This window comes from Chitinophaga sp. Hz27 (genome assembly GCF_042263525.1).
GTDB lineage: Bacteria > Bacteroidota > Bacteroidia > Chitinophagales > Chitinophagaceae > Chitinophaga.
In genome coordinates this window covers 257,597-280,611 of record NZ_JBHKFJ010000001.1, presented here as the reverse complement: position 1 = coordinate 280,611, position 23,015 = coordinate 257,597, and the positions used below count along the sequence as shown (strand labels likewise).

Sequence of the window (23,015 nt, the reverse complement as noted above, 5' to 3'; positions counted from 1 at the left end):
GTTTTTTTATGGCATTACGGCTGGTTTTACAGCCATCATCTCCTGTACTTTTTCCTGTTGTTCTTCATCACTCAGGCGTTGCACCGCACCATCCTTTCCATAGGCGACGCACTTCACCTCTTGCCCATCTGTATCTAATAAAATCCCAGATTTAAAATCGCCGGGGATATCTGCACCAAACCAGGCCTCATCCGGCTTTTGATCCCAGATGAGTAGTAATAATTTTTTATGTTCAGGAGCGGAGCTATCACCTTTTAACAGGCATACAGCAGCTTCGTTACCGAAAAGCACAGCTATACTGTGCTGGCGTTGGTCTACAATGGTATTGATTACCTTAAACTGTTGCCGATCGAAGGGAATGCCAGCAGGTACGCCAGCCTGTTTGTTTATAGGTTCAATTGCAATACGGGAACTACATGCTACCGTAATGATACATACAAGACCCAAGAGCGATACATACTTCTTCATGGTAACTGAATTGGTTGTGTAAAAACGAAGTCATTGTTTTTCATTGGGTTGTGACAATTAATACATTCCGCTGTAAATATTTTGTCTTTGCCATACGGTACTAGCGCCGGTGTTTTAAAACGTGCCCAGCCCCATCCCCTGGTGGCTATATATTTCTTGCTATCCTTGATCATAAATTCTACTTGTCGAAAGGCGCCGGTGGTGATGTTTCCGGCAGTATCTATAAGCTGGTCCCAGGCAACTTTAGCGAAGGTGGCGCCATTGGGCCATGGATGGATACGATTTTCCCGTATAGCCTTTACTGCTATATCGTTGCCAAAGATGATACGCAATGTGCCATTATCTTCTCGTAGGGTGGTGCTAATGGGTTGCCAGTCTTTGTATTCATCCATATAAGGCACACCACTGGGCGCAATAATGGTTTGTTTATTGGCGTAGTATCCTTTGGACCATTCCTGGAACTGATGATCACGTGCAGCCACCATGCCGCTATCGGGCTGTATATCTGGCTTTAGCGTTGCCACGTATTTTTTCAAAATGGCGATATCCTCTTCCGTAATTTTCGTTTCCGGATGCAGGGCAACATAAGAAGCGGTGGGCATGGCATTCAAGCGAGCCTGGTTCAGTACTTCCCACAGTGTGGCATTTCTGGCGAGCGTGTCCAGGTTGCCCATGGTGGAGAAGTTGAGTACATTTTGTGCAGCATTGATATCAGAGGCTACGAGCCAGTAACCAGGAGCGATGTAATCAAACCATTTAAGGTGTGGCGTATTAGAGTGACAATCGTAGCAAGACTTCTGCAGAATGGCTTGTACAGCAGGGGGTGCATTGAGCGGTAGCCCCTGTGTTCCTTCAGAAATCGCTGGTCTGTAGAATTGCATTAATACAAAAGCGACCAGGATGGTGATCAGTGTACCTTTCCAGATTCTTCCAGTGCCGCCGGTTTCTGTAGCCATTGCATGTGGTTTAGGAATGAATACTTTCCTACCTGTTTACAGATTTGGGATACAAAATGTTTAGATCAGCGAGGCAGGAGATTAAAAAAAGGCTGTTCTCCATGGATAGAGAACAGCCTTTTTATGTAGGAATATTAAAGACTTAGTAACCGTTATTCAGCGTAAAAGAGTAACTGGCTTTAGCGTCGGCGATGCCACCGCCTACTACAACACCTTTTTCCAGGGTAACAGCTGATTTAATGGAGACATGGAATTTGCCGTTAGCATCTTTAGTGACTTCGGCAGTTCCTCCATTATTAACACAGTTGTACATTACGGCGCCGGTATTCACAGCAGTACCTACGGTGCAGCTGATATTGAGAATAGGTGTACCAGGGTTAGCCACCATCATTTCAGTGGTGCCGATGGTATAGGTACCTGCACCAAGGTTGCTATAAAATGTGATGGAAACGGAGCTTCCGGAGAATGCGCCATAACTTCCACCAGTACCGGAAGTGGTAGTAGCAATAGCTGTGACGGTGCCACCATTTCCACTAGCGGAAGAGGTTTGAGCAGAGGTAGATCTGGCATAGGTATAGTCACCTAATTTCCAGTTACTATCACTACCAGCAGGGGCATTATCATTGCTTTTACCACAGGAGAAGAAGCCTAAAGTCAGGATGGCGATCAGGCAAGGCAGTAGTTTTTTCATGGTTAAAATTTCTTTACAAACGGGTTGAAATATATTTCTAAGGTCGCAAATATAATATCTGAACTTATAAATATTTAGCCATCCTGCCTATTTTTTATTTGCTTCCTGTTACAGTGGTGTTGGCAGCTGGCACTTTCACGCTTGTAAGGCCGATATTATCCTGTACTGTACCTGGATGGGCGAATGTATAATTGATTTGGTCGAGCAGGTATTCTTTTTTATCGGAAGAATATTCCCAGAACATAACCCCTCCCATTTTTTTATCCAGTACATAGTTGCATTTGTTTTGTACGGACCATTCGTCATCACAGGTGATGAAATCTTTGGTAGTAGGATTATAGAGGTAATCGGCTTTTGCGTCCTGATCGCGGTAAGCGTGGTAGCCCTTAAGCAAGAGACTATCGCGGATAAACGTATAGCCGCTGCCAAACTGTTGGCGCGCGATTGGAGATCCGAGGCCTGTAGCGGTGGCGGTACTATCTGTTACTTTAAAGTTGCGGCCATAAAAGGCGATTCCCATCACTAGTTTTTCGGCTGGTACACCAGCAGCTATGTAGGCTTGTACGGCTTCATCAGCGTTACGTGATTTCTCGAAAGCCTTTGTTGGAAAGAGGTTGGTATGATGGCCCGCAAACTTGGTACTATAACAATCGTAGGTCATGATGTTGATATAGTCCAGGTATTTTTGTGCTTTATCCATTTCCGTGGTTTCGAGGAAGCCTACGAATCCTGCGGTGGCGGTGGTGAGCAGTAGTTTCTTATGTGTTTTCTTTTCCAGTTGGTCCAGTTCTTTACGCAGGGCAGCAAACATAAGTGTATAATTTACCTTATCTTCTGGTCTGAAGATATTGCCTACTTCTCCTTCCCTTGCTGGGTATTCCCAATCGATGTCTACACCATCGAGGTTATATTTAGCAATAATATCAACTGCACTTTTCGCAAAAGCAGCTCTGGCAGTATCCGTCAGCACAGCATCAGAGAAGTTTGCACTCCATGCCCAACCACCAATGGAAATTAGAATTTTTAAATCTGGATTGATTTTTTTAAGTGCAGATAAATTTTTGAAATTGACAGTATCAGTGGTGATATTGGTAAGCACTGCGCGATTATGTTCTACGTTTACAAATGCGTAGTTGATATGCGTAAGCTTTTTTGCGGCGATGGTTTCCGTATTTACAGTACCTCTATAGCCGCCAACATATCCTATTACAACGGGTTTCGGCTTTTTAGCCACCTTGTTTTTTGTAGTGGCGCCTATAAGCAACGCGGGAGTTAATAATGCGATAAGTAGTCCTTTCATGCTGGCAGAATTTTATATGTTGATGATAAAAAGGGATCCGTTAAAAGTACATAAACACAAAGAGAAATGAAAGTGAATGTTATAGAATTTTATTAAAAAATGATATTTTTTTAAGCAGATGAGAGGGGAAATATTTATCTTTATCTAGTTAATGTTCCCAAAATAAAATTGTCTGTGAAATGGCTGATAATATTGTTACTGCTATAATCGCATTGATTTTTCTAGCGTCTGTTTTTATTCCTTTAGGTAAGTCATTGATATATGCATTCGGACCAATCAGGAAGTTAAAGGCTAGAAATAAACAGGGTGAAATTATAGAATTGGATTTAAGAAAAAAGAATGATGCAACAACCTTAATCAACTTTGTTGATGTATACTTAGGACATAAATAATTGTTTGTTGTTCTGACCCAAAACCAACCATCGCATATTATGCGAAAAATTAGTAGCATTGATAGTATTGTAGGAGCCGGGGGAGGCACCCTAATAATTAAGCTTGCACAGAATTTACCAGATAGTCATCCATTAAAATCGTGGTTAATTATTCTTGCTCCTGCCATAGCGCTGTTTATCAGATATCTCTGGAACTTCCTCTCTCCGGAAGTGACTTTTCGCGTAAAAAGGTGGAGGACAGCCAGGAACAGAAAGAACCTGGTGTGCCAGATTGACTCCATGTTAATGGATCCTATCCTCAGTGAGGAAAGTAAGGCTTTACTAAAAGTACAAAGTGAGCAGGTAAAGTTGTCAATTATTGATGAATTGTTTCAGCATATTGAATCAACTTTACCTACTAAATAAAGGTCATAGCTGACCACAGCACTTCCTCGCTAAATCTTTAAACGCAACTGTTTCTTTTCCATAAATCCAACCAGTATGATAACAAGAAAAGCAACAGCAAATGAACGGATAATACCGCCAGCTCCTTCACTGAGGAAATTGGGGTACCTGAATCCTGTCAGTTCAAATACAGCATACAACAGATAAGGTATCAGATAACAGGTTAAAGTGCTGGTGCCAGCAGGTTTGATTACTTTATACCAGGCGTTTTTCCCGTGAACATCCGTAACCCATATCAGCAGCTCAAATACCAATACAGCAATACCGCTGCAAATGAGTACCCATGCCGGTGTAGACCGTATTTTGGAAATACCTTCTGTATAAGGCCGCAGTAATAATCCGGCAATGATAGCAGCTATGCCAATCCCCGCAAAAAGCCACCATAGTGAATTTAGATTTCCACGCTCCCTGAGGCGGGTATATAACTGTGACGTCCACACGCCGGCCATAATCAGCGCCACACTAGCGCCATCACCAATCACAGGCAATTGTAGGTGCAACCATCCACCATGCACGCCTATATTGATCAGCAGGAAACATATCAATATAACTGACACTCCTGCAAACCGGCCCTGCAACAGCAGGAACAATGTAGCGCACACAAGATAGGCCCAGCCAATAATACCCAAGATGCCGCCCCAGGATTGTTCCATGCCATGCAAATGCGCCGGCTCTCCTCCTACGTAACAGAAGGTCATTGCCACTAACACGATAATCCCTGCGCCTATCAGACCATAACGTACCGGCGCTGGCACCGATGCGGGATAGTCCAGCCATATCAGAAAGAAAGCAATAGTAATTGCAATAGCCCATACCGCCTGTGGCAAAGGCGCGGTATTACTATAGGTTTCTAGGTTTACATGAAAGAACCCCATGACTATCAAAGCCAGGGAGCGCAAGAAAATATGTGATTCTATCTTCCACCACGACTGCTGTTGCTTCATTCTATAGCCGATAGCAAATGGAATGGAGAGGCCTACTATGAAGAGAAAGGTAGGGAATACGGTATCAGCGAAGCCCATACCGTCGTCGGCCATTTTCACGTGTTCTATCCATTGCGGGATATTATGTACCCCACTCACATCATTCACAAAAATCATCAATAACATAGTGATAGCCCGAAAGGCATCAATAGAGAATATTCTGGATTTAGTAGCCATGGACACAGGTTGATAAATGAATAATAAAACAGGATAAGTTTAAAACAGATTACATAATCACCTGAAAATAAAAATTCAGGTAGTTGTTTCTGTTATTCATCAATATAGAGCATAGATTAAGAATAATCTCATCAATTTATTTTTGGTGATTAAGCAGGCCGCGGTAAACATTAGGTTTGTATCTTTTTACTTATTTTGTTTATTACTTACCACCATCCCTTAATAACTCAACAACCTATGAGCATACATGAGCCTTCAATTCTGGACGATATTCTGGAAACCACCCAACAAAAAAGAAGATGGCACATGTTGCCATTACTTAGCAGGATACTAATTGTATTTGGAACAATTTGTGGTGGCTTGTTAAGTTCACTCTTACTATTTGGTATAGTATATAATTGTTTTGTCAATCTGTATCCTCCAGCTGTACTAAACTCTGTGCAATTTAGTCTTTGTTTAACAGCTATTTATTTCCTTGGCAATCTGCTACTCTGGATGGAGAAAAGATTGGCCATTTCCTGGGGCAAGGCCAGCTACTTTGCGGCGCTACTAATATCTGTAGGAATTGCCAAATCCTTTAGTGCCGGACCTATTACGTTTATGATAATTATTCTTCCATTCCTTATAATTATTGCCTATCAGACCTTCATCTTATTCAGGGTGAGTCATCAATGGAAAAATCAAAGTATTTCCAGACGTCAGGAATTGAAATAACAGCATCAATTTTATGAGTTTTCTAATACCCAAGCTATGAGTACAACAGAAACATCCCTACTGGGCGACATCTTTGAAAAAGCCAACAAAAAAAGGAGGCTTCACATGTTACCCATGTATAGTAGAATAATGATCATTATTGGCAGCATCCTGGGAGGACTGGCTACTCTAATAAGCATTTACTTCACTTTTTACAGTATCATTACGGGGTTAATGTTTAATCTGCCAATTCTAATACTCAATATCAGCAACATTCTATTCTGCCTGGTATTTTGTCTTGGAAATGCCCTCCTTTGGGCAGAAAAGAAAGACGCAATAGGGCTTGGAATGGCGGCCTGTATTTGTGGCATGCTCCTCTCCTTTTCAGTGGGCATGAACCTTTCGCTGCATTTCCTGCCAGCCATCGTTTATTCACTGCCGTTATTCATTTTGTATGTGATTTTCTTTATCAGACTTACAAAAGTGCGTACCATCTGGAAAACAGAAGGGCTTTCCCTCCAGGAGTTACGCAGATTAAAAAGCAACTATTCATCCTCTTCAGGAACGATTGTAAATAAGTAGTGGCTACTGTTCCTCCTTTTTACCATCATATGAAAAATGCCGCTATAAAATAAACCAGGATCACCAACCAGGATTGAAAAACCATGGGTCTGTGATTCACCGCACCAAAGTTTTTCGCCCACAGGATAATGAGGTGTAACAGGCAGGAGATCAGGATGCAGAAGCGGCCTATCCATGGATTAACAATGGAAACTCCTTTACTGGAGTAAAGTACCACCAGGTATGATCCCGTGATAAAGCAGATAAAGAGGATGATATGGAGTAGTAATAACTTTCGCATAGAATGGCATTCCAGCTGCAAGATACATTAATCACACTATCCATAAATTAATAAACGCAGCTGGTTACTATTAAATAGCGACCAGCTGCGTTTGAATGTATTGGACAAGTAGTTATTTATTTATGCTGTCATTTAACCAATCCAGTATATCTTTCATCACGATTTCCTTCTCAAGGTCATTGAGCAAATCATGGTAATGGCCTTCATAGAATTTTAATGTTTTATTTGTTGATGAGGCATTATCATAAAAGAACTGGCTGCCAGCGGGCTTGGTTGCTTTATCGGCAGTACCATGGAGGATTAATAGAGGCAGTGTAATAGTAGCTACTTCAGCTTTCAATCTTTCATCAGCAAGTGCTAACTGCTGCACGGTTTTGGTAGGCTGTACTTCGTTTGCAATAAGTGGATCATGATTCATAAACTCCACGACATCTTTATCTCTCGAAAAATCTTCATTTTTTAACTTCAGTACATGCGCATGTGGGAAAACATGGCTTAAGCCTTTTAACACGGCGATGGCGAATTCTGGTGCAGGCACCTGAAAGGCAAAACTCTCACAGATAAATCCTGCTAATTTTTGCTGGTAGTTTAACGCATAGATTGCAGACATCACACCGCCTGCACTATGTCCTAATAAGAATGCAGGCAACCCAGGATGCTGTTGATGTGCAATATCTACCAGCTTATTCAGTTCCGTAACAAATACATTATAATCCGCTATATAAAAGCGTTCTCCATCAGATTGTCCTCTTCCGGGGAAATCGATAGCATAAACTTCATACTGTTGTGCGGTTAATTGTTCTGCTGTCCATTGGTAATAGCCGCTATGAGAATTAAAGCCATGTGCAATAATGATAAGGGCTCTGGGAGTTGCGGCAGCATGCCAGTTTCTGTAAAATACTTTCGATCCATCTGCTGCGACGAAAGTATTGGTTTGGGGTTGACTAGTCGATTCCATTTAAATACGCTTTAGATTAGTGAAGTGTCTTTAATTGCATTAGAAATCATCTATCCTAAGATAATATTTTTTTATCCATGAGATTAGAAAAATTATGGCTTAAAAATCAAGCAGATAGCAGAAACATCGGTGAATTGAAATGCTGCAAATTCACCAGCTGTAATATTTATAGCTTAAATTTTAATTGAATCAGGCATGCAAAACAAAAAAGGCATCATTTATTCAATGATGCCTTTTAAAATCTTTATAAAAGATGTCTTACCATCTAACGCCAACCTAATCCAGGAGCTACGTGCTCCAAAATAGAAGACAATACATGCACATTGTAATCGACACCTAATGTGTTAGGTATTGTCAACAACAGTGTATCTGCTTCTTTGATGGCCTCATCTTCTGCTAACTCCTTTATCAGCTGATCAGGTTCCGCCGCATAGTTTCTTCCGAAGATAGCGCGCTTGTTAGGTTCTATCATTCCGATTTGATCCTTACTCTTTGTATCTCTGCCAAAGTATTGACGATCCCGATCATTTATCAATGGAAAAATAGATCGGCTTACCGACACTCTCGGTGCACGTTTATGCCCTGCTTTTTGCCAGGCATCTTTATACAACCTGATCTGCTCGGCCTGTTGCACATGAAATGGCTTGCCACTCTCGTCCATCTTCAAGGTAGAACTTTGCAGATACATGCCATTTTCGGCGGCCCAGACAGCCGTTGCGTTAGAAGCAGCGCCCCACCAGATACGTTCACGCAAGCCCTCAGCATAAGGCTCCAAACGCAGTAAACCCGGAGGATTCGGGAACATAGGATTGGGATTCGGCTCCGCAAACCCTACTCCTTTTAATTTATCCAGAAACTCCAACGCCTTTCGACGTCCCATATCTGCATCCGTTTCACCCGCTGCTGGCTCGTAGCCAAAATAACGCCATCCGTCAATTACCTGTTCCGGCGAACCTCTACTGATGCCTAATTGCAACCGTCCTTCCGAAATTAAATCCGCTGCTCCGGCATCTTCTACCATATACAAAGGATTCTCATACCGCATATCAATAACGCCCGTTCCAATCTCAATTTTGCTTGTTTTTGCACCAATAGCGGCAAGCAAAGGAAATGGAGATCCCAATTGTGCTGCAAAATGATGCACACGAAAATAGGCGCCATCAATACCAATTTCTTCGGCAGCAACGGCTAAATCAATAGACTGAAGTAAGGTGTCGCTTGCCGTACGGGTACTATAGGCCGGATGATTCGACCAATGCCCGAACGATAAAAATCCAATTTTCTTCATAAATCTATTTTTACTAAAAACCAGACTCAATATTATCCATTATTTAATTGCAAAAGCAATATCTGCTATGTTATTCCTTAATTTTGACAAATCTTAAACATCTACTCTCCCACTTAATCAAACAGCCACTACTACAAATAAAAAACACATTTCTTCCATGTATGTTTACAAATAATACTTATTAACAGCCTATTTTTACTGACCTTTAGGTTATAAAGGCGCTACATATGCCCATTTAAAAGCACTTTACATGCAACGCAGTCTACATAGAATCAACTTCATAACCGCACTGCTAATCAGCATTGCATTCAATAGCTTTGCCCAAGCCGACATAAAAAAATCAGAACTGGAAGTAGCAAAATTGTATGGTAAAATTCTTGAACAACAAGACTCAGCTTACCAATATGCTGATAAATTTGGAAAAGCTTTTAAGAAGTTATTAAAAGATAACCCTGCCACCATTAACTACAACTTCAAGCGATTACAGGATAGCAGCCATTGTTATATCAATACTTCTACTGATGGCAACTTCAGGATTTATAGCTGGGATACCTGGACAGGCGGCACCATGCACTTTTTCAATAACATCTATCAGTACAAAACCGAAGGAAATGTTTTTACCCAAACACCTGCTCATAAAAAAAGTGATCCAGGGATGTTTTGTTCAAAAATCTATGCTGTTATTATAAAAGATAAAACCTTCTACCTCGCAATATTTAATGGGATATACTCCACAAAAGATGTTTCTCAATCCATTCAAGCATTTACACTAACTGCTGGAAAACTTGATGACACCGTCAAGCTTTTTAAAACAAGAACACAAATGCTTAACAGGATTGATGTGCCATTCGATTTCTTTAGTGTGGTAGACAGACCCGAACGGCCACTGGAACTCATCACATATAACGAGACTGCACAAGAAATATACATTCCATTGGTCGATAAAAATGGCCAGGTGACACATAGTAACCTGGTATACCACCTGGTAGATAACGTCTTTGAATATATTGGCATCAGAAAAAGTAAATAACCATAGCACTTAAAATAGAGACATATTTATTAAAACAACTTATCCCAGCTTATCAAATATATTGTTAGCTTATCCCTGCTGCTTAATTAAATAAACGTACCTTTAAGAGAGGCAAGGTTTATTATATTTGATGGCGTAACCAGGTTAAAATATGTCAACATGAATATTGTTACAATTGAGCCACCACACTACCTCAAAACAGTAGTAAAAAAGTGCTGGTATGCCAATATTCAACATACCGAACACCAAAACAAGTCCTACAAAATTTTAGCAGACGGCGCACCCGGCATCGTTTTTCAACATTGTAACGGGGAATCCTCTCTTGTAAATACTGATGGCTATCAATTTCCCATTTCATTCGTGTATGGACAAAAAGATAACAGCCCTTGCGTAAATTCATTCCAGGGCAATCCATTTATTTTTGGTGTAGATCTTCAGCCAACAGCCCTTAAAAAACTGTTTGCCATTAACGCCTCCGCCATTACCAATAGCATTGTAGAAAGTGAACATCTTTTTTCAAAAGAATTCATTGATCAGTTATTACATGCACCTTCTCCACAACAAATAGCTCAGTTGTTTCATCTACAACTTTGTAAGAAGCTGCTGAAATCCAAGCAGGATAAGATAATTGACCATAGTATCAAATTGATATTTGAAGATACTAAAGGCGCAAACTCCCATGATCTTTCCACACGCTTTCATATTTCCCGGCGACAATACCAGCGGAAATTCAAGGAACATCTGGGTGTATCTCCAGAATCCTATATGCGCATTATAAAATTTCAAAAATCACTGCATTTATTAAAAACAAAACAATACAGCAAATTGAGTGACATTGGCTTTTCACTTAATTATGCAGATCAATCGCATTTTGTAAGAGAATTCAAGCTGTTTTCAAATTGTACCCCAAAAGAGTTTTTATCTAAAATTCAATCCATACAAAGTTTCCATCCACAAACATTTGAGACGATGCGCATCATAAGCAATTAAATACAAATTGTCGCCACCGTTCTATTTTATTAAGACGCCCTTTCTTTATTTAGCAATAATTATTTAATTGTTATTGCCATGACAAAAATACATCACCTGAATTGCGTCGACATTCAATCCCCAATGGGCAGCGGCGGCATAGGACATTGTTTATTACTGGAAACAGATCAAAGACTTGTGCTCATTGACACAGGCATCGGCCTCTTAGACACACAGCAGCCTGTAGCAAGAATAGGGCAAGCCTTTATTGATATGGTTGGCTACCATTTTCATGAAGAACAGACAGCAATAAGGCAAATTGAAAAACTGGGCTTAAAACCCACCGCTATAACTGATTGCATCATTTCACACTTAGACAATGATCATATTGGCGGACTGGCAGATTTTCCTGATGCGCTCGTTCATGTGGGAATAGAAGAATATGAGAATTTTAAATTGGACAAACCAAGATATTTGAAAACTCCATTACAACATCATCCTAAAATCCTTACTTATGGGCCCTCAGCAAATAACTGGTTCGGATTTGAAGCAAGAAAAATTGATATCGATGAAGAGCTGGATATTTTCCTGATTCCTTTATTCGGCCATAGTAACGGGCATTGTGGTGTTGCGATACAAACTGATGGTAATTGGATTTTTTACGTTGGAGATGCTTATTATCTAAGGATCGAACTATCAAATGACCAGCATCCTATAAATTTATTAGCTAAAAATAATGCTGACAATGATGCCCAACGGTTAATTACATTGCAGAAAATCCGTGATTTTGTAAATGATCACCCAGAAATTACGGTGTTTTGCTATCATGATATAGAAGAATTCAGGATACACAACGATTAACGCTGTTCAGAGATGGTATGATAAATATGTTGTAAGGCATAATGAAAATTTTTTCCAGTGGTTAGTTTAACCCTTAAATACCTTTAAGAAATTTCATTTAAATAAAAGCAATTTTATTATTACTATTATTTATAGTAGTAATAAAATGAGAAAAGTCCATGCTATCATTTATAATGAAGAAGTATAAACTTACAAAGAGAATTGGAAAATCAAAGATTGGAAAAAAACTAATCCAAGGCACATCAGCAATGTTCATTTACATCCAGGTTTAAATAAGTTTTTTTAGTTTTCAAAAGATGATATTCACTATCTTAATGCAAACCGAATTATAAACCAACACTAATAAGAGCGGTAATTTATTCTGGTTTATGTAGATTAAAATATTTCAACAATTGAATGTACCTTAATGTCATCTGCCAACTTGCTTGAAACAGGCATGCTTGATAATTTTAAAGAAAATAAATTAGTTGATTCAAATGAGTATTGATATAAATGAAGTTTTTATTCCAACGTATATAATTCATTCAAAGGAAAGAGAAGAAGAATTAATATGTATTAAAAATCAATTTCTTGACAAGAAGGAATTTGAGGTAAATCTAATTAAAGGGGGAGTTGAGAGAATAAGTGTCATGAATTTATGGAATAGTATAGTAAAAATAGTAAAAACAGCAGTGGATGCAGAGGATGATGTGATAATAATTTGTGACGACAGCCATAAGTTTACACAAAATTACAACAGAGAATATTTCATAAATAATGTCATCGAAGCATTCCTGCAGGGTGCCGATATTTTATCAGGTGGAGTTACTGGATTTGGATATGCTGTACCAGTTGCAACAAATAGATATTGGGTCGACTACCTTAAGGGTGCTCAATTTATTGTGATATATAGAAAAATATTCTTGAAAATATTGGAGGTTCAATTCACGGAAATTGATACAATTGATGGTATCTTATCAGCTATTTCGGATTCAAAAATGGTCATCCACCCTTTTATTTCAGCACTGAAATATTCCAGTCATCCAGATGGATCGAACGAGGCTCATATTCAAAAAGAACTTGTTGGTGAAGATTTTCTGAGCAGCGATGACAGATTGTACAACATTCATAGCATTTCAAACCGTTTCAATTATAATATAAATACTTCAGCTGAAGCAAACACGACAGATGTCCGTTCTGTAAGTTCCGATGCGCCTATTGAAAACACGCCAACACATCATGGATTGACATTTATTATCTCTACCATGCGGAGCGGATCAACATTACTGAAAGCACTATTAGCTACCCGGGATGAAATTTCAGATATTCAAGAAGTCCATCTTTCAAGGTGGATGGAAATTAAATCTGATAAGATCATTAAGGTCGTAAAGTCTCCCGCTTATTATAATGAATATTTTTATCCCATTATGCCTGATGTTGATTCTAAGAAAATCATTCTCATCCGAAATCCATATGACACGATAACTTCCTTAAAAGAAATGAACAATTTGGTGGATGGTGGAAAGCTGAATATCTTGAATGAGTATACTTTACTTGGTTATTGGATAAGGATATATGAGAATATAATGGCGAAGATTGATTTAAATGCATCTGATGTATTTGTTATCAGGTATGAAGATCTGGTTAGTGACCCAATAAATAGGACTGCCGCTATTTTCTCATTTCTGGGATGTTCTGACTGCACAGGAGTTAATACATATAGCAGGCCAGTGGATTATACCTGGGAGTGGGGAAAAGATGACGGTGGCGAGGTAATAAAGCAACTTAAAGTCCAGGATTTAGTGCGCAAAAGAGATGATATTGCACTTCGCGAATTGATAAGTAATTCAGATAAAGTGCGTAGAATCATGACACATTTTGGATATGAGAGCATGTTATGTTAGTTATAGAGCATATTAATTGGTCAATTATTTTAACCTTGGCCAACAAAATAACGGTAAAACCTTAGCGTTCAATAGGAGGTGTTTTGAGGTCTATATAAACAGTATAATTGAGTAATTCTTAAATTGATGTCACTTATTACCAACTGAAGCCAATCTATTGATGCTATGTCCTATTCTTTGCAAAAGCCTCATATTTCTGGTGATTACAATACCCTGTGCTTTTAGTCCACTACGATATGGAATAGGGTTACGGTTATTAGTCATTAATCCATTATCCAGCCTGATCGTCGCTAAAAATCCGCTATCAGCGCCAACATTCGATATATAATTAATTGTCCCTTCCACAAAGCCTAGTTCTTGATAAGGGTAAGCATCAAAGCGTAGTTGTACTTTTAAACCGGTATCCACTTTCCCAAAATTGCTCTGCGGCAGGTAAGCTTCTGCATAAAAATGGCTATCCTCTGGATTGATGTAGCCGATTATCTTACCAGGTTGCATAAACTGATTTTCCTGTATTGGCACAACAAATACGATTTTCCCATCAACCGGTGATTGTAACACATACTTTTTTTTCCACTCATCGATTGAACTTTTCAGGGATAGCATTGCCTGTTGAAAAACCACCTGCTGCTGTTGCATATCATGGTCTAGCTGACTTATCTCTTCAGCTTTATTCCTTATTTGCGTTTCATTGGCTATAAGGGATGTCTCCATTTGCGGAATAGCCATTTGTTTGTTTACAAATTTACTTTTCTCTTGTCGAAACTCTTCGCTGGATAATACTTTCTCTTCTGACAACTGCAAATTCATTTTATAGGTTTCTTCTGCGAGTTTGACATCTTGCTCAGCCAATTGTATTTGTTTATGCAAAATCAGGTTGGTTCTTTCCAGAGACTGTATATCGATTTGCAGCTTTTCTTTTCTTCTGGCGAAGAAACCATTTACAATATAGTCATTGTATAGCTGGAGTGAGGTAATAAAAGCCTGATATCCTTGCTGTATCTCTCCGAGATTGTTAAATTGTTTATTAAACAATGCTGAAACAGTAGTACCCTGTGCTGTATTTAGAAGTGCAACACTACTGTCTACCCGTTCTGATAACGCTAATAATTCCTTATGGCTTCCAGTACATTCAATCCAACCAAATACTTCTCCTTTCTTTACCTTTTCATTATTATGAAGAAATAGTTTTACAAGCCGGCCTTCCTGTCTGGCAATGATTTCTTTTGGCGCGTTGGCGGCTGTAAGTGTAGCGCGCGTTTCTACGATATCCGGATACCGAATAAACCAGGTAGCCCCAAAAAGAGCTAATAAGATACCCATAAAAATCAAAAGTGCCCATTTTTCGACAAATCCAGGCTTTCGCGATATAATTTCCTGGGTCATTTCGGAACGTTCTCCGTTGTTCTGTAATAATTTCAGAACGGGAAGTGCTTCTTCATAAGCACTATCGGCTATTTTTTGTTGGTCCATAGATGCATAAATAATGCATTAATAAAAAATATATACTGATAGGTCTCATTAAATGATAAACAGTAATACAATTAACCTAGTTACCTAGTTCCAGCTGGTTCTTTACTAGTTCATAATAACGGCCCTTGACAGAAACTAAATAATTATGCGTTCCTTCTTCTGCAATTTTTCCCTGGTGCAACACTATAATTTTATCGGCGTCTCTCACAGTACTTAAACGATGTGCCACCACCAGGACAGTTCGTCCTTTGAAGAATTGCTGCAGGTTTTGTACAATAGTTTTTTCATTGTTGGCGTCCAGTGAATTGGTAGCTTCATCAAAAAATAGGTACTGAGGATCTTTATATACAGCGCGGGCAATAAGCAAACGTTGCCGCTGTCCCTGGCTAACTCCAACACCTTCTGCTCCCAATGGGGTGTTAAAGCCATTGGGCAGTGATTCAATGAAAGTCAGGATATTTGCCACTTTACAGCTATGTATCAACCTATCCAGATCTATATATTCATCTGCAACGGCAATGTTACGTGCGATGGTATCATTAAAAATATAACCATCCTGTAATACCGCACCACATTGCCCACGCCAAAATGATGCGCTGATGTATTTAAAGTTGGTGTCAGATATTTTTATTTCTCCGTCGTACTGTTCATATATTTTCAACAACAGTTTTAACAACGTGGTTTTTCCACTGCCACTTACTCCCACAATAGCGGTTACCTTCCCTTCAGGGATACTTAGATTGATATCTTTTAATACAGGATCGTTACCTGCACCAGGATAGTTAAATGATAATTTATTAATTGAAATGCTTTTGTTTTCGGGAAGGTGTGTTATAAATACTTTATTCAGCGGTTCTTCATCTTCCATTTCATGGACCTCGTTCAATCTTTCCATACTTATTTTTGCATCTTGCATGCTCTGCACCAAACTAATAAGTTCCAATACAGGTCCATTTAATTGTCCGATAATATATTGTATTGCCAGCATAGCGCCAAATGTCAAATCTCCCTGTACAACCAATCTCGCCACCATAAAGCTGATGGTAATGTCCTTAGCCTGGCTAATGAGCAGTGCACCAGCGGACTGCCACTGCATATAGTTCATCCCTTTAAATCCCAGTTCGAACAATTTTGCTTGAACGTTCTCCCATTCCCAGCGTTTAATTTGCGCTGCGTTATTTAATCTTATTTCTTGCATACCCTGTACCAGCTGTAGGGTGGCGTTGTTTTCCTTAGCAGATACACGAAAACTTTCATAATTAAGTTTTCGCCGGATAGGTAGAAATAAACGAATCCAACCAAAATACAACAGGTTACCAATAGTAAAAACTAAAAATAACGGTAGGCTATAGAGTACTAAAATAATTGCATAGATAAAAAAATTGACCAAGGAAAAGATGGTGGACAATGCCTGCCCTGTAAGAAAGCTTTGTATTTGCCGGTTATCTCCTATCCGCTGCATGATATCACCTGTTTGATGGCGATCGAAGTAAGCGAGTGGAAGCCTGGTAAGTTTAATCCAAAAATCAGAGAGAATCGATATATTGATGGTATTAGAAATACGCAATTGCAAACGGCTTCGTATAAACGAAATAATCGTATTACTGAATGTAAGCATCAACTGTGCTATCAATACAATCGTAATATACTGTAGATTTCGTGTATTGATACCTGTATCTACCATGCTTTGTGTAAGGAATGGAATAATCAGCTGTAGGCCCATTCCCATCAGCAGAGAAACGCCCACTTGTGATAATTGCCATTTACTTTGCCGTAGGTACTGCGTAATGAGCCCCCAGGTTAGTGTATGTTCCTGTTCACCTTCTGCTTCAAAAAATGCTGGAGTAGGCTCCATTAATAACGCAGTTCCTACAGCTCCAATACCATCCTTGCTATTTGATAGCCAATACTGCAGAAACTCTTCCTTTTTATAATTTATAATACCTCTCGCCGGGTCCGCAATCGTTACTTTTTTCTTCTTGGCAGATACCAACACAACAAAATGATTATTATCCCAATGCAGTAATGCAGGAAGTGGCACTGTTAACAACTTCTGATAATTTATCTGTACCCCTCTTGTGCGGAACCCAATCTTCTCTGCTGTTTCACTTATACCTAATAACGCCACTCCCCTTTTGCTAAATCCAGCTTTTTGCCGGAGTGTATTTGCATTGTAATGTTTCCCATAAAATCTGGCTACCATTCGTAAACAGGTGGGGCCACAATCCATCGCGTTCAATTGTTTATAAAAAGGGAAAGCCATTGCTCACTGTTATTTGACACCATAAAATTATCAGGCGGGATCTCATAAATGAATATTATTCTTATCGATAACAATATACAGTATATATTCATCTTGAAGAAAGAAAATTATGAAAACTAAATCCAATTTTATATCTTCCGTGAATGTGCAATCATTATGAAATGATGGTGCATATTACTATTGAACCCGACATTGTGAACATGTGAACTTTTAAATAGCATTAGAGAAATTATCAACCTTCAAGAACACCTAGTAATTATAGTACCTATCCCTATAGTTATTTCCATCAATATTTGACAATACGCTATGCTTAGATTTTTCAAGAACTTTCCCGAACCTAAAAGCAATGGTCCGGAAACAGCCAAAATACTAGTGGATGCTCTGGGAGTAAAAATTTCAGCCTCTACACTAAGAAAAGAAATTGAGGAACATCCAGATTACCCAAGCCTTGTTAGCATTAGTGACGTGCTTAACAATTACCATCTTGATAACCTTACTGGAAAATTTAGTCCTGATAAGTTTATACATATTCCAACTCCATTTATTACACAAATAAAAGGTAAGGATCCTGCGACTGCATTTTTCACCGTAGTGACAGCAATAAAAAATAATAAAATACACTACTTTGATCCTGAAAAACAAAAATGGCGTATATCATCATTTGATGATTTCTTCCTCATATATGCCGGTATTTCATTGCTTGCTGAACCTGCAGAAGGAGCTGGAGAAAAAGAATATGCTCAAAAAGTCAGAGAAGAAAAACGGCAACAAATAACGCAATACCTATTAGCTTTCTGTCTACCAGCTATTGTTATGTTGATCGGGGCTCTTTCCTTTCTCCACCATGGCATGAATGCCTTGTTACCGTTCCTCTTCTCTCTGCTTACCCTTAGCGGATGTATAGTCGGTGTATTATTACTTTGGTATGAAGTTGATCAGTATAATCCTGTATTAAAAAAAATATGCAGTGCCGGAAAAAAGGTCAACTGTGGGGCCATTCTTAATTCTGAAGCCTCAAAAATAGCCGGCATCAGCTGGAGTGTGATTGGCTTCACTTATTTTATGGGTGGACTACTATTATTATTATTCTCAGGTATAACGAATCCGACTATATTATCGGCTCTTGCCTGGGTAAATACATTGGCCACTCCATATATTATCTATTCATTGTACTACCAGTGGCGCATTGCCAAACAATGGTGTGTACTATGTCTCTCTGTACAGGGCATACTCCTGTTACAGTTGATAACAGCACTAATAGCGGGATGGCATACTCCTGTCGAAGACCTTTTTACACTACGCTTGTTATTTCCTTTTGTTATCTCCTACCTCATCCCTTTTATGATGGTGAGTTTACTGGTGCCAGCATATCGCGCAGCAAAAGGAAATAAGCGAACCATCAACCAACTACAGCGTTTAAAACATAACCCAAGGGTATTCGAAGCATTACTCACTAAACAGAAAAAATTAACCGAGAACCCGCAAGGACTGGGTATATTACTGGGAAATCCCAACGCAACCCATAAAATAATAAAAGCATGCAACCCATACTGTGGCCCCTGTGCAGATGCACATACCCCCATGGAAGCTTTGCTACACAATAATGACGACCTACAAATTCAAATCATTTTTACTGCCTATGACAACGATATTGACATCACCGCCAATCCAGCCAAACATCTGTTAGCCATTTCTGAAAAAGGAGATGAGGTATATACCAAACAAGCACTGGATGACTGGTACCTGTCCCCCGCTAAGGACTACGAGGTATTTGCCAACAAATATCCTATGAGCAATGATCTACATTCACAACGAAGTAAAGTAAAAGCTATGCGTGGATGGTGTGATAAAGCAGAAATTACATTCACTCCTACCTTTTTCATTTCCCTACCCTCTTCTGGTGGCCATGGCGAAACTGGTTACTATCAATTACCAGATTCTTACAGCGTAAGCGACTTAAAATATTTCCTAAGTACCTAAAATAAAAGGAGGACCCTAAAAAGAAGTACAACCCATCAAAGTTATTTTACAACCGGAGACGGCTTGTAAAATAAGGCCTACCTGCCAAAGTGGTAAAAACTCTATTTACAACCAAAAAAACTAAATTAAATGAAAAAATTACGCCTAAAAATGCTCGACCTGGGAGCAACAGAAGTATTATCAAGAGAACAATTGAAACAAGTAATGGGTGGCGCTGATGGAAGTGGCGGTGATGGAAGTGGTGGTGGCAGTGGTGGCAGTGGCAAAACATGCTCTGGCGGCTGCGGCGATGGAAATCATGCCTCTGCAAGTTGCGAGACTAAAGTAATACTTGGAAGCTCTTCCTGTCAGTGCTCATTTTCAGGAGCAAGCTGGAACACCTGCGGTTGGAAATAATAATTTCATCACAGCTCTTTAAGAGTTAACAAGAAGACTTTAGGGGCTGGACATCTATGGAAAATCCCCATAAGACAACTTTTCTCTAAAGTCTTCTTTGATAGAATAAATTCGGAACATCGGAATGCAAATACATAATTTTGGTTAGAGCACCTTGGTCGAATCCAAGTTAAAAATCCAAGCGTTGAAGCACTAAACTAACAAAGTGGTACCTCGAAACGCAATAAATAAGCCACATTTCTTTTATATTAAAGACCGTAGATTCAATAATTTCCAACTATCGGTAGTACACAAATATTAAAACCAATAACCTTAAATCAATGAAAAAATTACGATTAAGAATGCTCGAGTTAGGCGCAACAGAAGTGTTATCAAGAGAAAAATTAAAACAAGTAATAGGAGGTTGGGATCCTGGAGATGGCAGTCATGATGGTGCAACCTGTGAAGGTTCATGCAATGAGGGACAAAACGGTGCAGCTTGTGTAAGCAGAATAGAGTCTGATGGTCTCCGTAAATGTTATTGTACAATCCCCAATCCAAGTGTAGATTCTTGTGCAATGCCCAAATAACTATTTCAGGATCGTATTTTAACCGCTAAATAAAAGACTTTAGACTAGATATATTTGGTATAGCTCCATTATGTATCCAGGTTCTAAAGTCTTCTTTAATAAAACATTTCAGTCCAACGGCCTTAATTTGATGTGGAAATTTAAAGCGCTAATAATAGTAACCTACTGACTATACCTAAAAACTGATTACAAGAATGTCTATCCCTACTTATATTATCAACCTACCTTCCCGCACTGATCGAAAGGAACATATTCTGAAGGAATTCGCAGACCGTAATGAATTTGAGATTAACATAATTGCTCCTTGTCCACATGAAGTAGGAGCCGTTAGTCTTTGGTATACTATCAGACATATATTGAAGGATTTAACCTCAGTAATGGACAATTTTGTAATTATCTGCGAAGATGATCATCAGTTTACCGTTGACTATACACATCAAGCGCTAAATGATGCCATTGAAGAGGCACAGCGGTTAGATGCCGACATTTTATTGGGAGGAATTAGCTGGTTTGAAAATGCTGTACAAGTGAATGATAAGCTGTTTTGGGTTCAGCTTTTTTCAGGCACCCAATTTATGGTCATTTTCAAGAAATTCTACCAAACAATAATAGATGCCGAATTTGACGAAACAGATAATGCTGATTTTAAAATTTGCGCACTCACTGCAAGTCATTTTACTACTTTTCCTTTTATTTCAACCCAGCGAGATTTTGGCTACTCTGATGTAACAACTAAAAATAATGAAAAAGGACGCATAGATACCATATTTAACAACACAATGACCAACTTCAGTATACTAAATGAAGTAGGGATATTTTATGAAAAGAAGGCCATTTACTTCGAAACACTTGACCAGGAAAACATTGACAATATTACTATCCCAACCTATGTTATCTGTGCCTCACAAAATAACGGGAAGCATGCGGCTATCGAAAAACAATTTGAGGGCAGGAGCGAATTTGATGTTAAAATCATTCCAACTATCCCGCATGAGAGAAAAAATATCAGCCACTGGAAAGATATTTGTAATATTATTGAAATAGCCATAGACAACGAGGATGATGTTATTATTCTTTGTCAGGAAGATCATCTGTTCTCCCCTCATTACTCAAAACAAGTTTTCCTCGATCAAATAATCGCAGCACACCAACAGGGTGCCGAAATACTTGCAGGAGGCGTTGATGGCTTTGGGAGATGCGTTCCCCTCACCGCCAACCGTTTTTGGATAAACTCATTCTTTGGCAGCCAATTCCTCGTTTTATACAGCAGTATTTTCGAGAAGATTCTAGCAGAACCATTCTATGGCACGCTAACAGCCGATGCAGTTTTATCTGAAATATCAAGTAACAAAATGGTGATCTACCCCTTTATTTCTTTACAAAAAAAATGGACTACGATCAACGATCAAGGATCAGTACCATTGCTATATCCCCTCACCATTCTGGAAATCAATCAGCTTGTTTACCTCACCTATTCAAAAGGTAAGCACGCAGCTAATCAGTTAATGAAACTTACACAAAAAACAGGTAGCCTCATTACCCCAATTTCTCCAGTTCCTGAAGTTAGTTTTTTCGAGAATACATTTTTTAAATCAATCATTCATCCTACTAATAAAATCACTGAAAGCAAAATCCGCGTACTCATCCCTTATCATAATGTGAAAGATTACATTACGGAATGCGTTGACTCATTATTAAAACAGAAGTATTGTAATTTCACCCTTTCCTTTTTAGATGACTGTTCCGATGACGATACTATGTCCCTAATTCCAGAGAATGTTCCTGGAATATTCAAACAATCCTTACAAGAGCGCACTTATGCCCTTGGAAATATTTATCAATGCTTGACTCAGTCTCAGTTCCAGGATGAAGATATTATCATGATACTGGATGGTGATGATTTCCTACTTCACGATCAAGTTTTTAATATAATAAACGAAATTTACGCTGTCCATAATTGTCTGATTTCATTTGGACAGTACTATTCTACTACTCAAAAAATAGGTCATTGCCAATTTTATACAAAAGAAGAATTCGCAAAACTGCGCTCATTGCGATTTAGGGCTTCTCATTTAAAAGCTTTTAGGTATAAACTATTCAAGGAATTCCAGCGACAGGATCCGGAAGCAAATTCCTATAAAAATGATTCCGGCCAATTCTATAACATGTCTTATGATGTCGCCCTGATGACACCCTTACTAGAAATAGCCGGATTTGAAAATATCTATTTTAATAGTAATCCAGTTTATGGATATCGCCTGCATGAAAAAAATGACGCTCACATAAACATGGCTATGCAATCGGCACAGGAAATAGATATACTCAACAAGCCTCCTTTTAAAAGGATCTTTTAAGCGCCATTTCATAAATTTTCATTAG

At 38.9% G+C, this 23,015-nt stretch carries 22 protein-coding genes; 12 read left to right on the top strand and 10 right to left on the bottom strand.

Going from position 1 to position 23,015, the window contains the following annotated elements:
• Positions 1–6 precede the first annotated feature (6 nt).
• The 4 genes from ACE38W_RS01370 to ACE38W_RS01355 form a co-directional block, all read right to left on the bottom strand.
• On the bottom strand, positions 7–468 hold the full coding sequence (locus ACE38W_RS01370; RefSeq protein WP_375828427.1) for a hypothetical protein: 462 nt from the start codon (positions 466–468) through the stop codon (positions 7–9).
• Positions 465–1,424, bottom strand: a complete 960-nt coding sequence (locus ACE38W_RS01365) for a cytochrome P460 family protein (protein ID WP_375828426.1) — start codon at positions 1,422–1,424, stop codon at positions 465–467. The genes ACE38W_RS01370 and ACE38W_RS01365 overlap by 4 nt, the downstream gene beginning before the upstream one ends.
• A gap of 142 nt (positions 1,425–1,566) precedes the next feature.
• Complete coding sequence (locus tag ACE38W_RS01360; protein ID WP_375828425.1) at positions 1,567–2,115, bottom strand: hypothetical protein; 549 nt, start codon at positions 2,113–2,115, stop codon at positions 1,567–1,569.
• Between the two features lie 94 nt (positions 2,116–2,209).
• A complete protein-coding gene (locus tag ACE38W_RS01355; protein ID WP_375828424.1) occupies positions 2,210–3,415 on the bottom strand; it encodes a glycoside hydrolase family 18 protein in 1,206 nt (401 codons plus the stop codon).
• 179 nt (positions 3,416–3,594) lie between these two features.
• Between ACE38W_RS01355 and ACE38W_RS01350 the strand changes: the two genes are divergently transcribed.
• Positions 3,595–3,807 carry a hypothetical protein gene (locus ACE38W_RS01350; protein ID WP_375828423.1) on the top strand — a complete coding sequence of 71 codons (213 nt, stop codon included), beginning with the start codon at positions 3,595–3,597 and terminating at the stop codon, positions 3,805–3,807.
• A 39-nt stretch (positions 3,808–3,846) separates the two neighbouring features.
• Positions 3,847–4,212, top strand: coding sequence for a hypothetical protein (locus tag ACE38W_RS01345; protein ID WP_375828422.1), 366 nt, complete (start codon positions 3,847–3,849; stop codon positions 4,210–4,212).
• 29 nt (positions 4,213–4,241) lie between these two features.
• Here ACE38W_RS01345 and ACE38W_RS01340 read toward each other — a convergent pair whose 3' ends face one another.
• Positions 4,242–5,411 (bottom strand): DUF5009 domain-containing protein, encoded by a 1,170-nt coding sequence (locus ACE38W_RS01340; RefSeq protein ID WP_375828421.1) that lies wholly within the window; start codon positions 5,409–5,411, stop codon positions 4,242–4,244.
• Between the two features lie 237 nt (positions 5,412–5,648).
• Between ACE38W_RS01340 and ACE38W_RS01335 the strand changes: the two genes are divergently transcribed.
• Both ACE38W_RS01335 and ACE38W_RS01330 read left to right on the top strand, forming a co-directional pair.
• Positions 5,649–6,125: a hypothetical protein gene (locus ACE38W_RS01335; RefSeq protein WP_375828420.1), complete on the top strand. Its 477-nt coding sequence runs from the start codon at positions 5,649–5,651 to the stop codon at positions 6,123–6,125.
• A 36-nt stretch (positions 6,126–6,161) separates the two neighbouring features.
• Positions 6,162–6,686 carry a hypothetical protein gene (locus ACE38W_RS01330; protein WP_375828419.1) on the top strand — a complete coding sequence of 175 codons (525 nt, stop codon included), beginning with the start codon at positions 6,162–6,164 and terminating at the stop codon, positions 6,684–6,686.
• Positions 6,687–6,711: 25 nt separating this feature from the next.
• On the opposite strand, the gene ACE38W_RS01325 is transcribed toward ACE38W_RS01330, so the two are convergent.
• The 3 genes from ACE38W_RS01325 to ACE38W_RS01315 all read right to left on the bottom strand — a co-directional run bounded on the left by ACE38W_RS01325 (position 6,712) and on the right by ACE38W_RS01315 (position 9,212).
• Positions 6,712–6,966: a hypothetical protein gene (locus ACE38W_RS01325; protein ID WP_375828418.1), complete on the bottom strand. Its 255-nt coding sequence runs from the start codon at positions 6,964–6,966 to the stop codon at positions 6,712–6,714.
• A gap of 112 nt (positions 6,967–7,078) precedes the next feature.
• Entirely contained in the window at positions 7,079–7,924 is an 846-nt protein-coding gene (locus tag ACE38W_RS01320) for an alpha/beta hydrolase (RefSeq protein ID WP_375828417.1), read from the bottom strand.
• A gap of 265 nt (positions 7,925–8,189) precedes the next feature.
• Positions 8,190–9,212: an LLM class flavin-dependent oxidoreductase gene (locus ACE38W_RS01315; protein ID WP_375828416.1), complete on the bottom strand. Its 1,023-nt coding sequence runs from the start codon at positions 9,210–9,212 to the stop codon at positions 8,190–8,192.
• Between the two features lie 250 nt (positions 9,213–9,462).
• Between ACE38W_RS01315 and ACE38W_RS01310 the strand changes: the two genes are divergently transcribed.
• From ACE38W_RS01310 to ACE38W_RS01295, 4 genes are all read left to right on the top strand, one after another.
• Positions 9,463–10,242 (top strand): hypothetical protein, encoded by a 780-nt coding sequence (locus ACE38W_RS01310; RefSeq protein WP_375828415.1) that lies wholly within the window; start codon positions 9,463–9,465, stop codon positions 10,240–10,242.
• A 159-nt stretch (positions 10,243–10,401) separates the two neighbouring features.
• Entirely contained in the window at positions 10,402–11,232 is an 831-nt protein-coding gene (locus ACE38W_RS01305; RefSeq protein WP_375828414.1) for a helix-turn-helix domain-containing protein, read from the top strand.
• Between the two features lie 78 nt (positions 11,233–11,310).
• Positions 11,311–12,072 carry an MBL fold metallo-hydrolase gene (locus ACE38W_RS01300; RefSeq protein WP_375828413.1) on the top strand — a complete coding sequence of 254 codons (762 nt, stop codon included), beginning with the start codon at positions 11,311–11,313 and terminating at the stop codon, positions 12,070–12,072.
• Between the two features lie 476 nt (positions 12,073–12,548).
• Positions 12,549–13,955, top strand: coding sequence for a sulfotransferase (locus ACE38W_RS01295; protein WP_375828412.1), 1,407 nt, complete (start codon positions 12,549–12,551; stop codon positions 13,953–13,955).
• 129 nt (positions 13,956–14,084) lie between these two features.
• Here the strand turns inward: ACE38W_RS01295 and ACE38W_RS01290 are convergent, their stop codons facing one another.
• Positions 14,085–15,428 (bottom strand): HlyD family secretion protein, encoded by a 1,344-nt coding sequence (locus tag ACE38W_RS01290; RefSeq protein ID WP_375828411.1) that lies wholly within the window; start codon positions 15,426–15,428, stop codon positions 14,085–14,087.
• Between the two features lie 76 nt (positions 15,429–15,504).
• Complete coding sequence (locus tag ACE38W_RS01285; RefSeq protein WP_375828410.1) at positions 15,505–17,691, bottom strand: peptidase domain-containing ABC transporter; 2,187 nt, start codon at positions 17,689–17,691, stop codon at positions 15,505–15,507.
• Between the two features lie 306 nt (positions 17,692–17,997).
• Between ACE38W_RS01285 and ACE38W_RS01280 the strand changes: the two genes are divergently transcribed.
• The 4 genes from ACE38W_RS01280 (at position 17,998) to ACE38W_RS01265 (ending at position 22,990) form a co-directional block, all read left to right on the top strand.
• The gene (locus tag ACE38W_RS01280; protein ID WP_375828409.1) at positions 17,998–19,671 is read left to right on the top strand and encodes a vitamin K epoxide reductase family protein; all 1,674 of its coding nucleotides are present in this window, start codon (positions 17,998–18,000) and stop codon (positions 19,669–19,671) included.
• A 129-nt stretch (positions 19,672–19,800) separates the two neighbouring features.
• Positions 19,801–20,067, top strand: a complete 267-nt coding sequence (locus tag ACE38W_RS01275) for a hypothetical protein (RefSeq protein ID WP_375828408.1) — start codon at positions 19,801–19,803, stop codon at positions 20,065–20,067.
• 320 nt (positions 20,068–20,387) lie between these two features.
• The gene (locus ACE38W_RS01270) at positions 20,388–20,636 is read left to right on the top strand and encodes a hypothetical protein (RefSeq protein ID WP_375828407.1); all 249 of its coding nucleotides are present in this window, start codon (positions 20,388–20,390) and stop codon (positions 20,634–20,636) included.
• Between the two features lie 194 nt (positions 20,637–20,830).
• Positions 20,831–22,990: a glycosyltransferase gene (locus ACE38W_RS01265; protein ID WP_375828406.1), complete on the top strand. Its 2,160-nt coding sequence runs from the start codon at positions 20,831–20,833 to the stop codon at positions 22,988–22,990.
• The last annotated feature ends 25 nt before the right edge of the window (positions 22,991–23,015 follow it).

What these genes read in the sequence shown, in the direction of transcription:
- ACE38W_RS01370 (WP_375828427.1), bottom strand. Translation starts at nt 468, where the DNA reads ATGAAGAAGTATGTATCGCTCTTGGGTCTTGTATGTATCATTACGGTA.
- ACE38W_RS01365 (WP_375828426.1), bottom strand. Translation starts at nt 1,424, where the DNA reads ATGGCTACAGAAACCGGCGGCACTGGAAGAATCTGGAAAGGTACACTG.
- ACE38W_RS01360 (WP_375828425.1), bottom strand. Translation starts at nt 2,115, where the DNA reads ATGAAAAAACTACTGCCTTGCCTGATCGCCATCCTGACTTTAGGCTTC.
- ACE38W_RS01355 (WP_375828424.1), bottom strand. Translation starts at nt 3,415, where the DNA reads ATGAAAGGACTACTTATCGCATTATTAACTCCCGCGTTGCTTATAGGC.
- ACE38W_RS01350 (WP_375828423.1), top strand. Translation starts at nt 3,595, where the DNA reads ATGGCTGATAATATTGTTACTGCTATAATCGCATTGATTTTTCTAGCG.
- ACE38W_RS01345 (WP_375828422.1), top strand. Translation starts at nt 3,847, where the DNA reads ATGCGAAAAATTAGTAGCATTGATAGTATTGTAGGAGCCGGGGGAGGC.
- ACE38W_RS01340 (WP_375828421.1), bottom strand. Translation starts at nt 5,411, where the DNA reads ATGGCTACTAAATCCAGAATATTCTCTATTGATGCCTTTCGGGCTATC.
- ACE38W_RS01335 (WP_375828420.1), top strand. Translation starts at nt 5,649, where the DNA reads ATGAGCATACATGAGCCTTCAATTCTGGACGATATTCTGGAAACCACC.
- ACE38W_RS01330 (WP_375828419.1), top strand. Translation starts at nt 6,162, where the DNA reads ATGAGTACAACAGAAACATCCCTACTGGGCGACATCTTTGAAAAAGCC.
- ACE38W_RS01325 (WP_375828418.1), bottom strand. Translation starts at nt 6,966, where the DNA reads ATGCGAAAGTTATTACTACTCCATATCATCCTCTTTATCTGCTTTATC.
- ACE38W_RS01320 (WP_375828417.1), bottom strand. Translation starts at nt 7,924, where the DNA reads ATGGAATCGACTAGTCAACCCCAAACCAATACTTTCGTCGCAGCAGAT.
- ACE38W_RS01315 (WP_375828416.1), bottom strand. Translation starts at nt 9,212, where the DNA reads ATGAAGAAAATTGGATTTTTATCGTTCGGGCATTGGTCGAATCATCCG.
- ACE38W_RS01310 (WP_375828415.1), top strand. Translation starts at nt 9,463, where the DNA reads ATGCAACGCAGTCTACATAGAATCAACTTCATAACCGCACTGCTAATC.
- ACE38W_RS01305 (WP_375828414.1), top strand. Translation starts at nt 10,402, where the DNA reads ATGAATATTGTTACAATTGAGCCACCACACTACCTCAAAACAGTAGTA.
- ACE38W_RS01300 (WP_375828413.1), top strand. Translation starts at nt 11,311, where the DNA reads ATGACAAAAATACATCACCTGAATTGCGTCGACATTCAATCCCCAATG.
- ACE38W_RS01295 (WP_375828412.1), top strand. Translation starts at nt 12,549, where the DNA reads ATGAGTATTGATATAAATGAAGTTTTTATTCCAACGTATATAATTCAT.
- ACE38W_RS01290 (WP_375828411.1), bottom strand. Translation starts at nt 15,428, where the DNA reads ATGGACCAACAAAAAATAGCCGATAGTGCTTATGAAGAAGCACTTCCC.
- ACE38W_RS01285 (WP_375828410.1), bottom strand. Translation starts at nt 17,691, where the DNA reads ATGGCTTTCCCTTTTTATAAACAATTGAACGCGATGGATTGTGGCCCC.
- ACE38W_RS01280 (WP_375828409.1), top strand. Translation starts at nt 17,998, where the DNA reads ATGCTTAGATTTTTCAAGAACTTTCCCGAACCTAAAAGCAATGGTCCG.
- ACE38W_RS01275 (WP_375828408.1), top strand. Translation starts at nt 19,801, where the DNA reads ATGAAAAAATTACGCCTAAAAATGCTCGACCTGGGAGCAACAGAAGTA.
- ACE38W_RS01270 (WP_375828407.1), top strand. Translation starts at nt 20,388, where the DNA reads ATGAAAAAATTACGATTAAGAATGCTCGAGTTAGGCGCAACAGAAGTG.
- ACE38W_RS01265 (WP_375828406.1), top strand. Translation starts at nt 20,831, where the DNA reads ATGTCTATCCCTACTTATATTATCAACCTACCTTCCCGCACTGATCGA.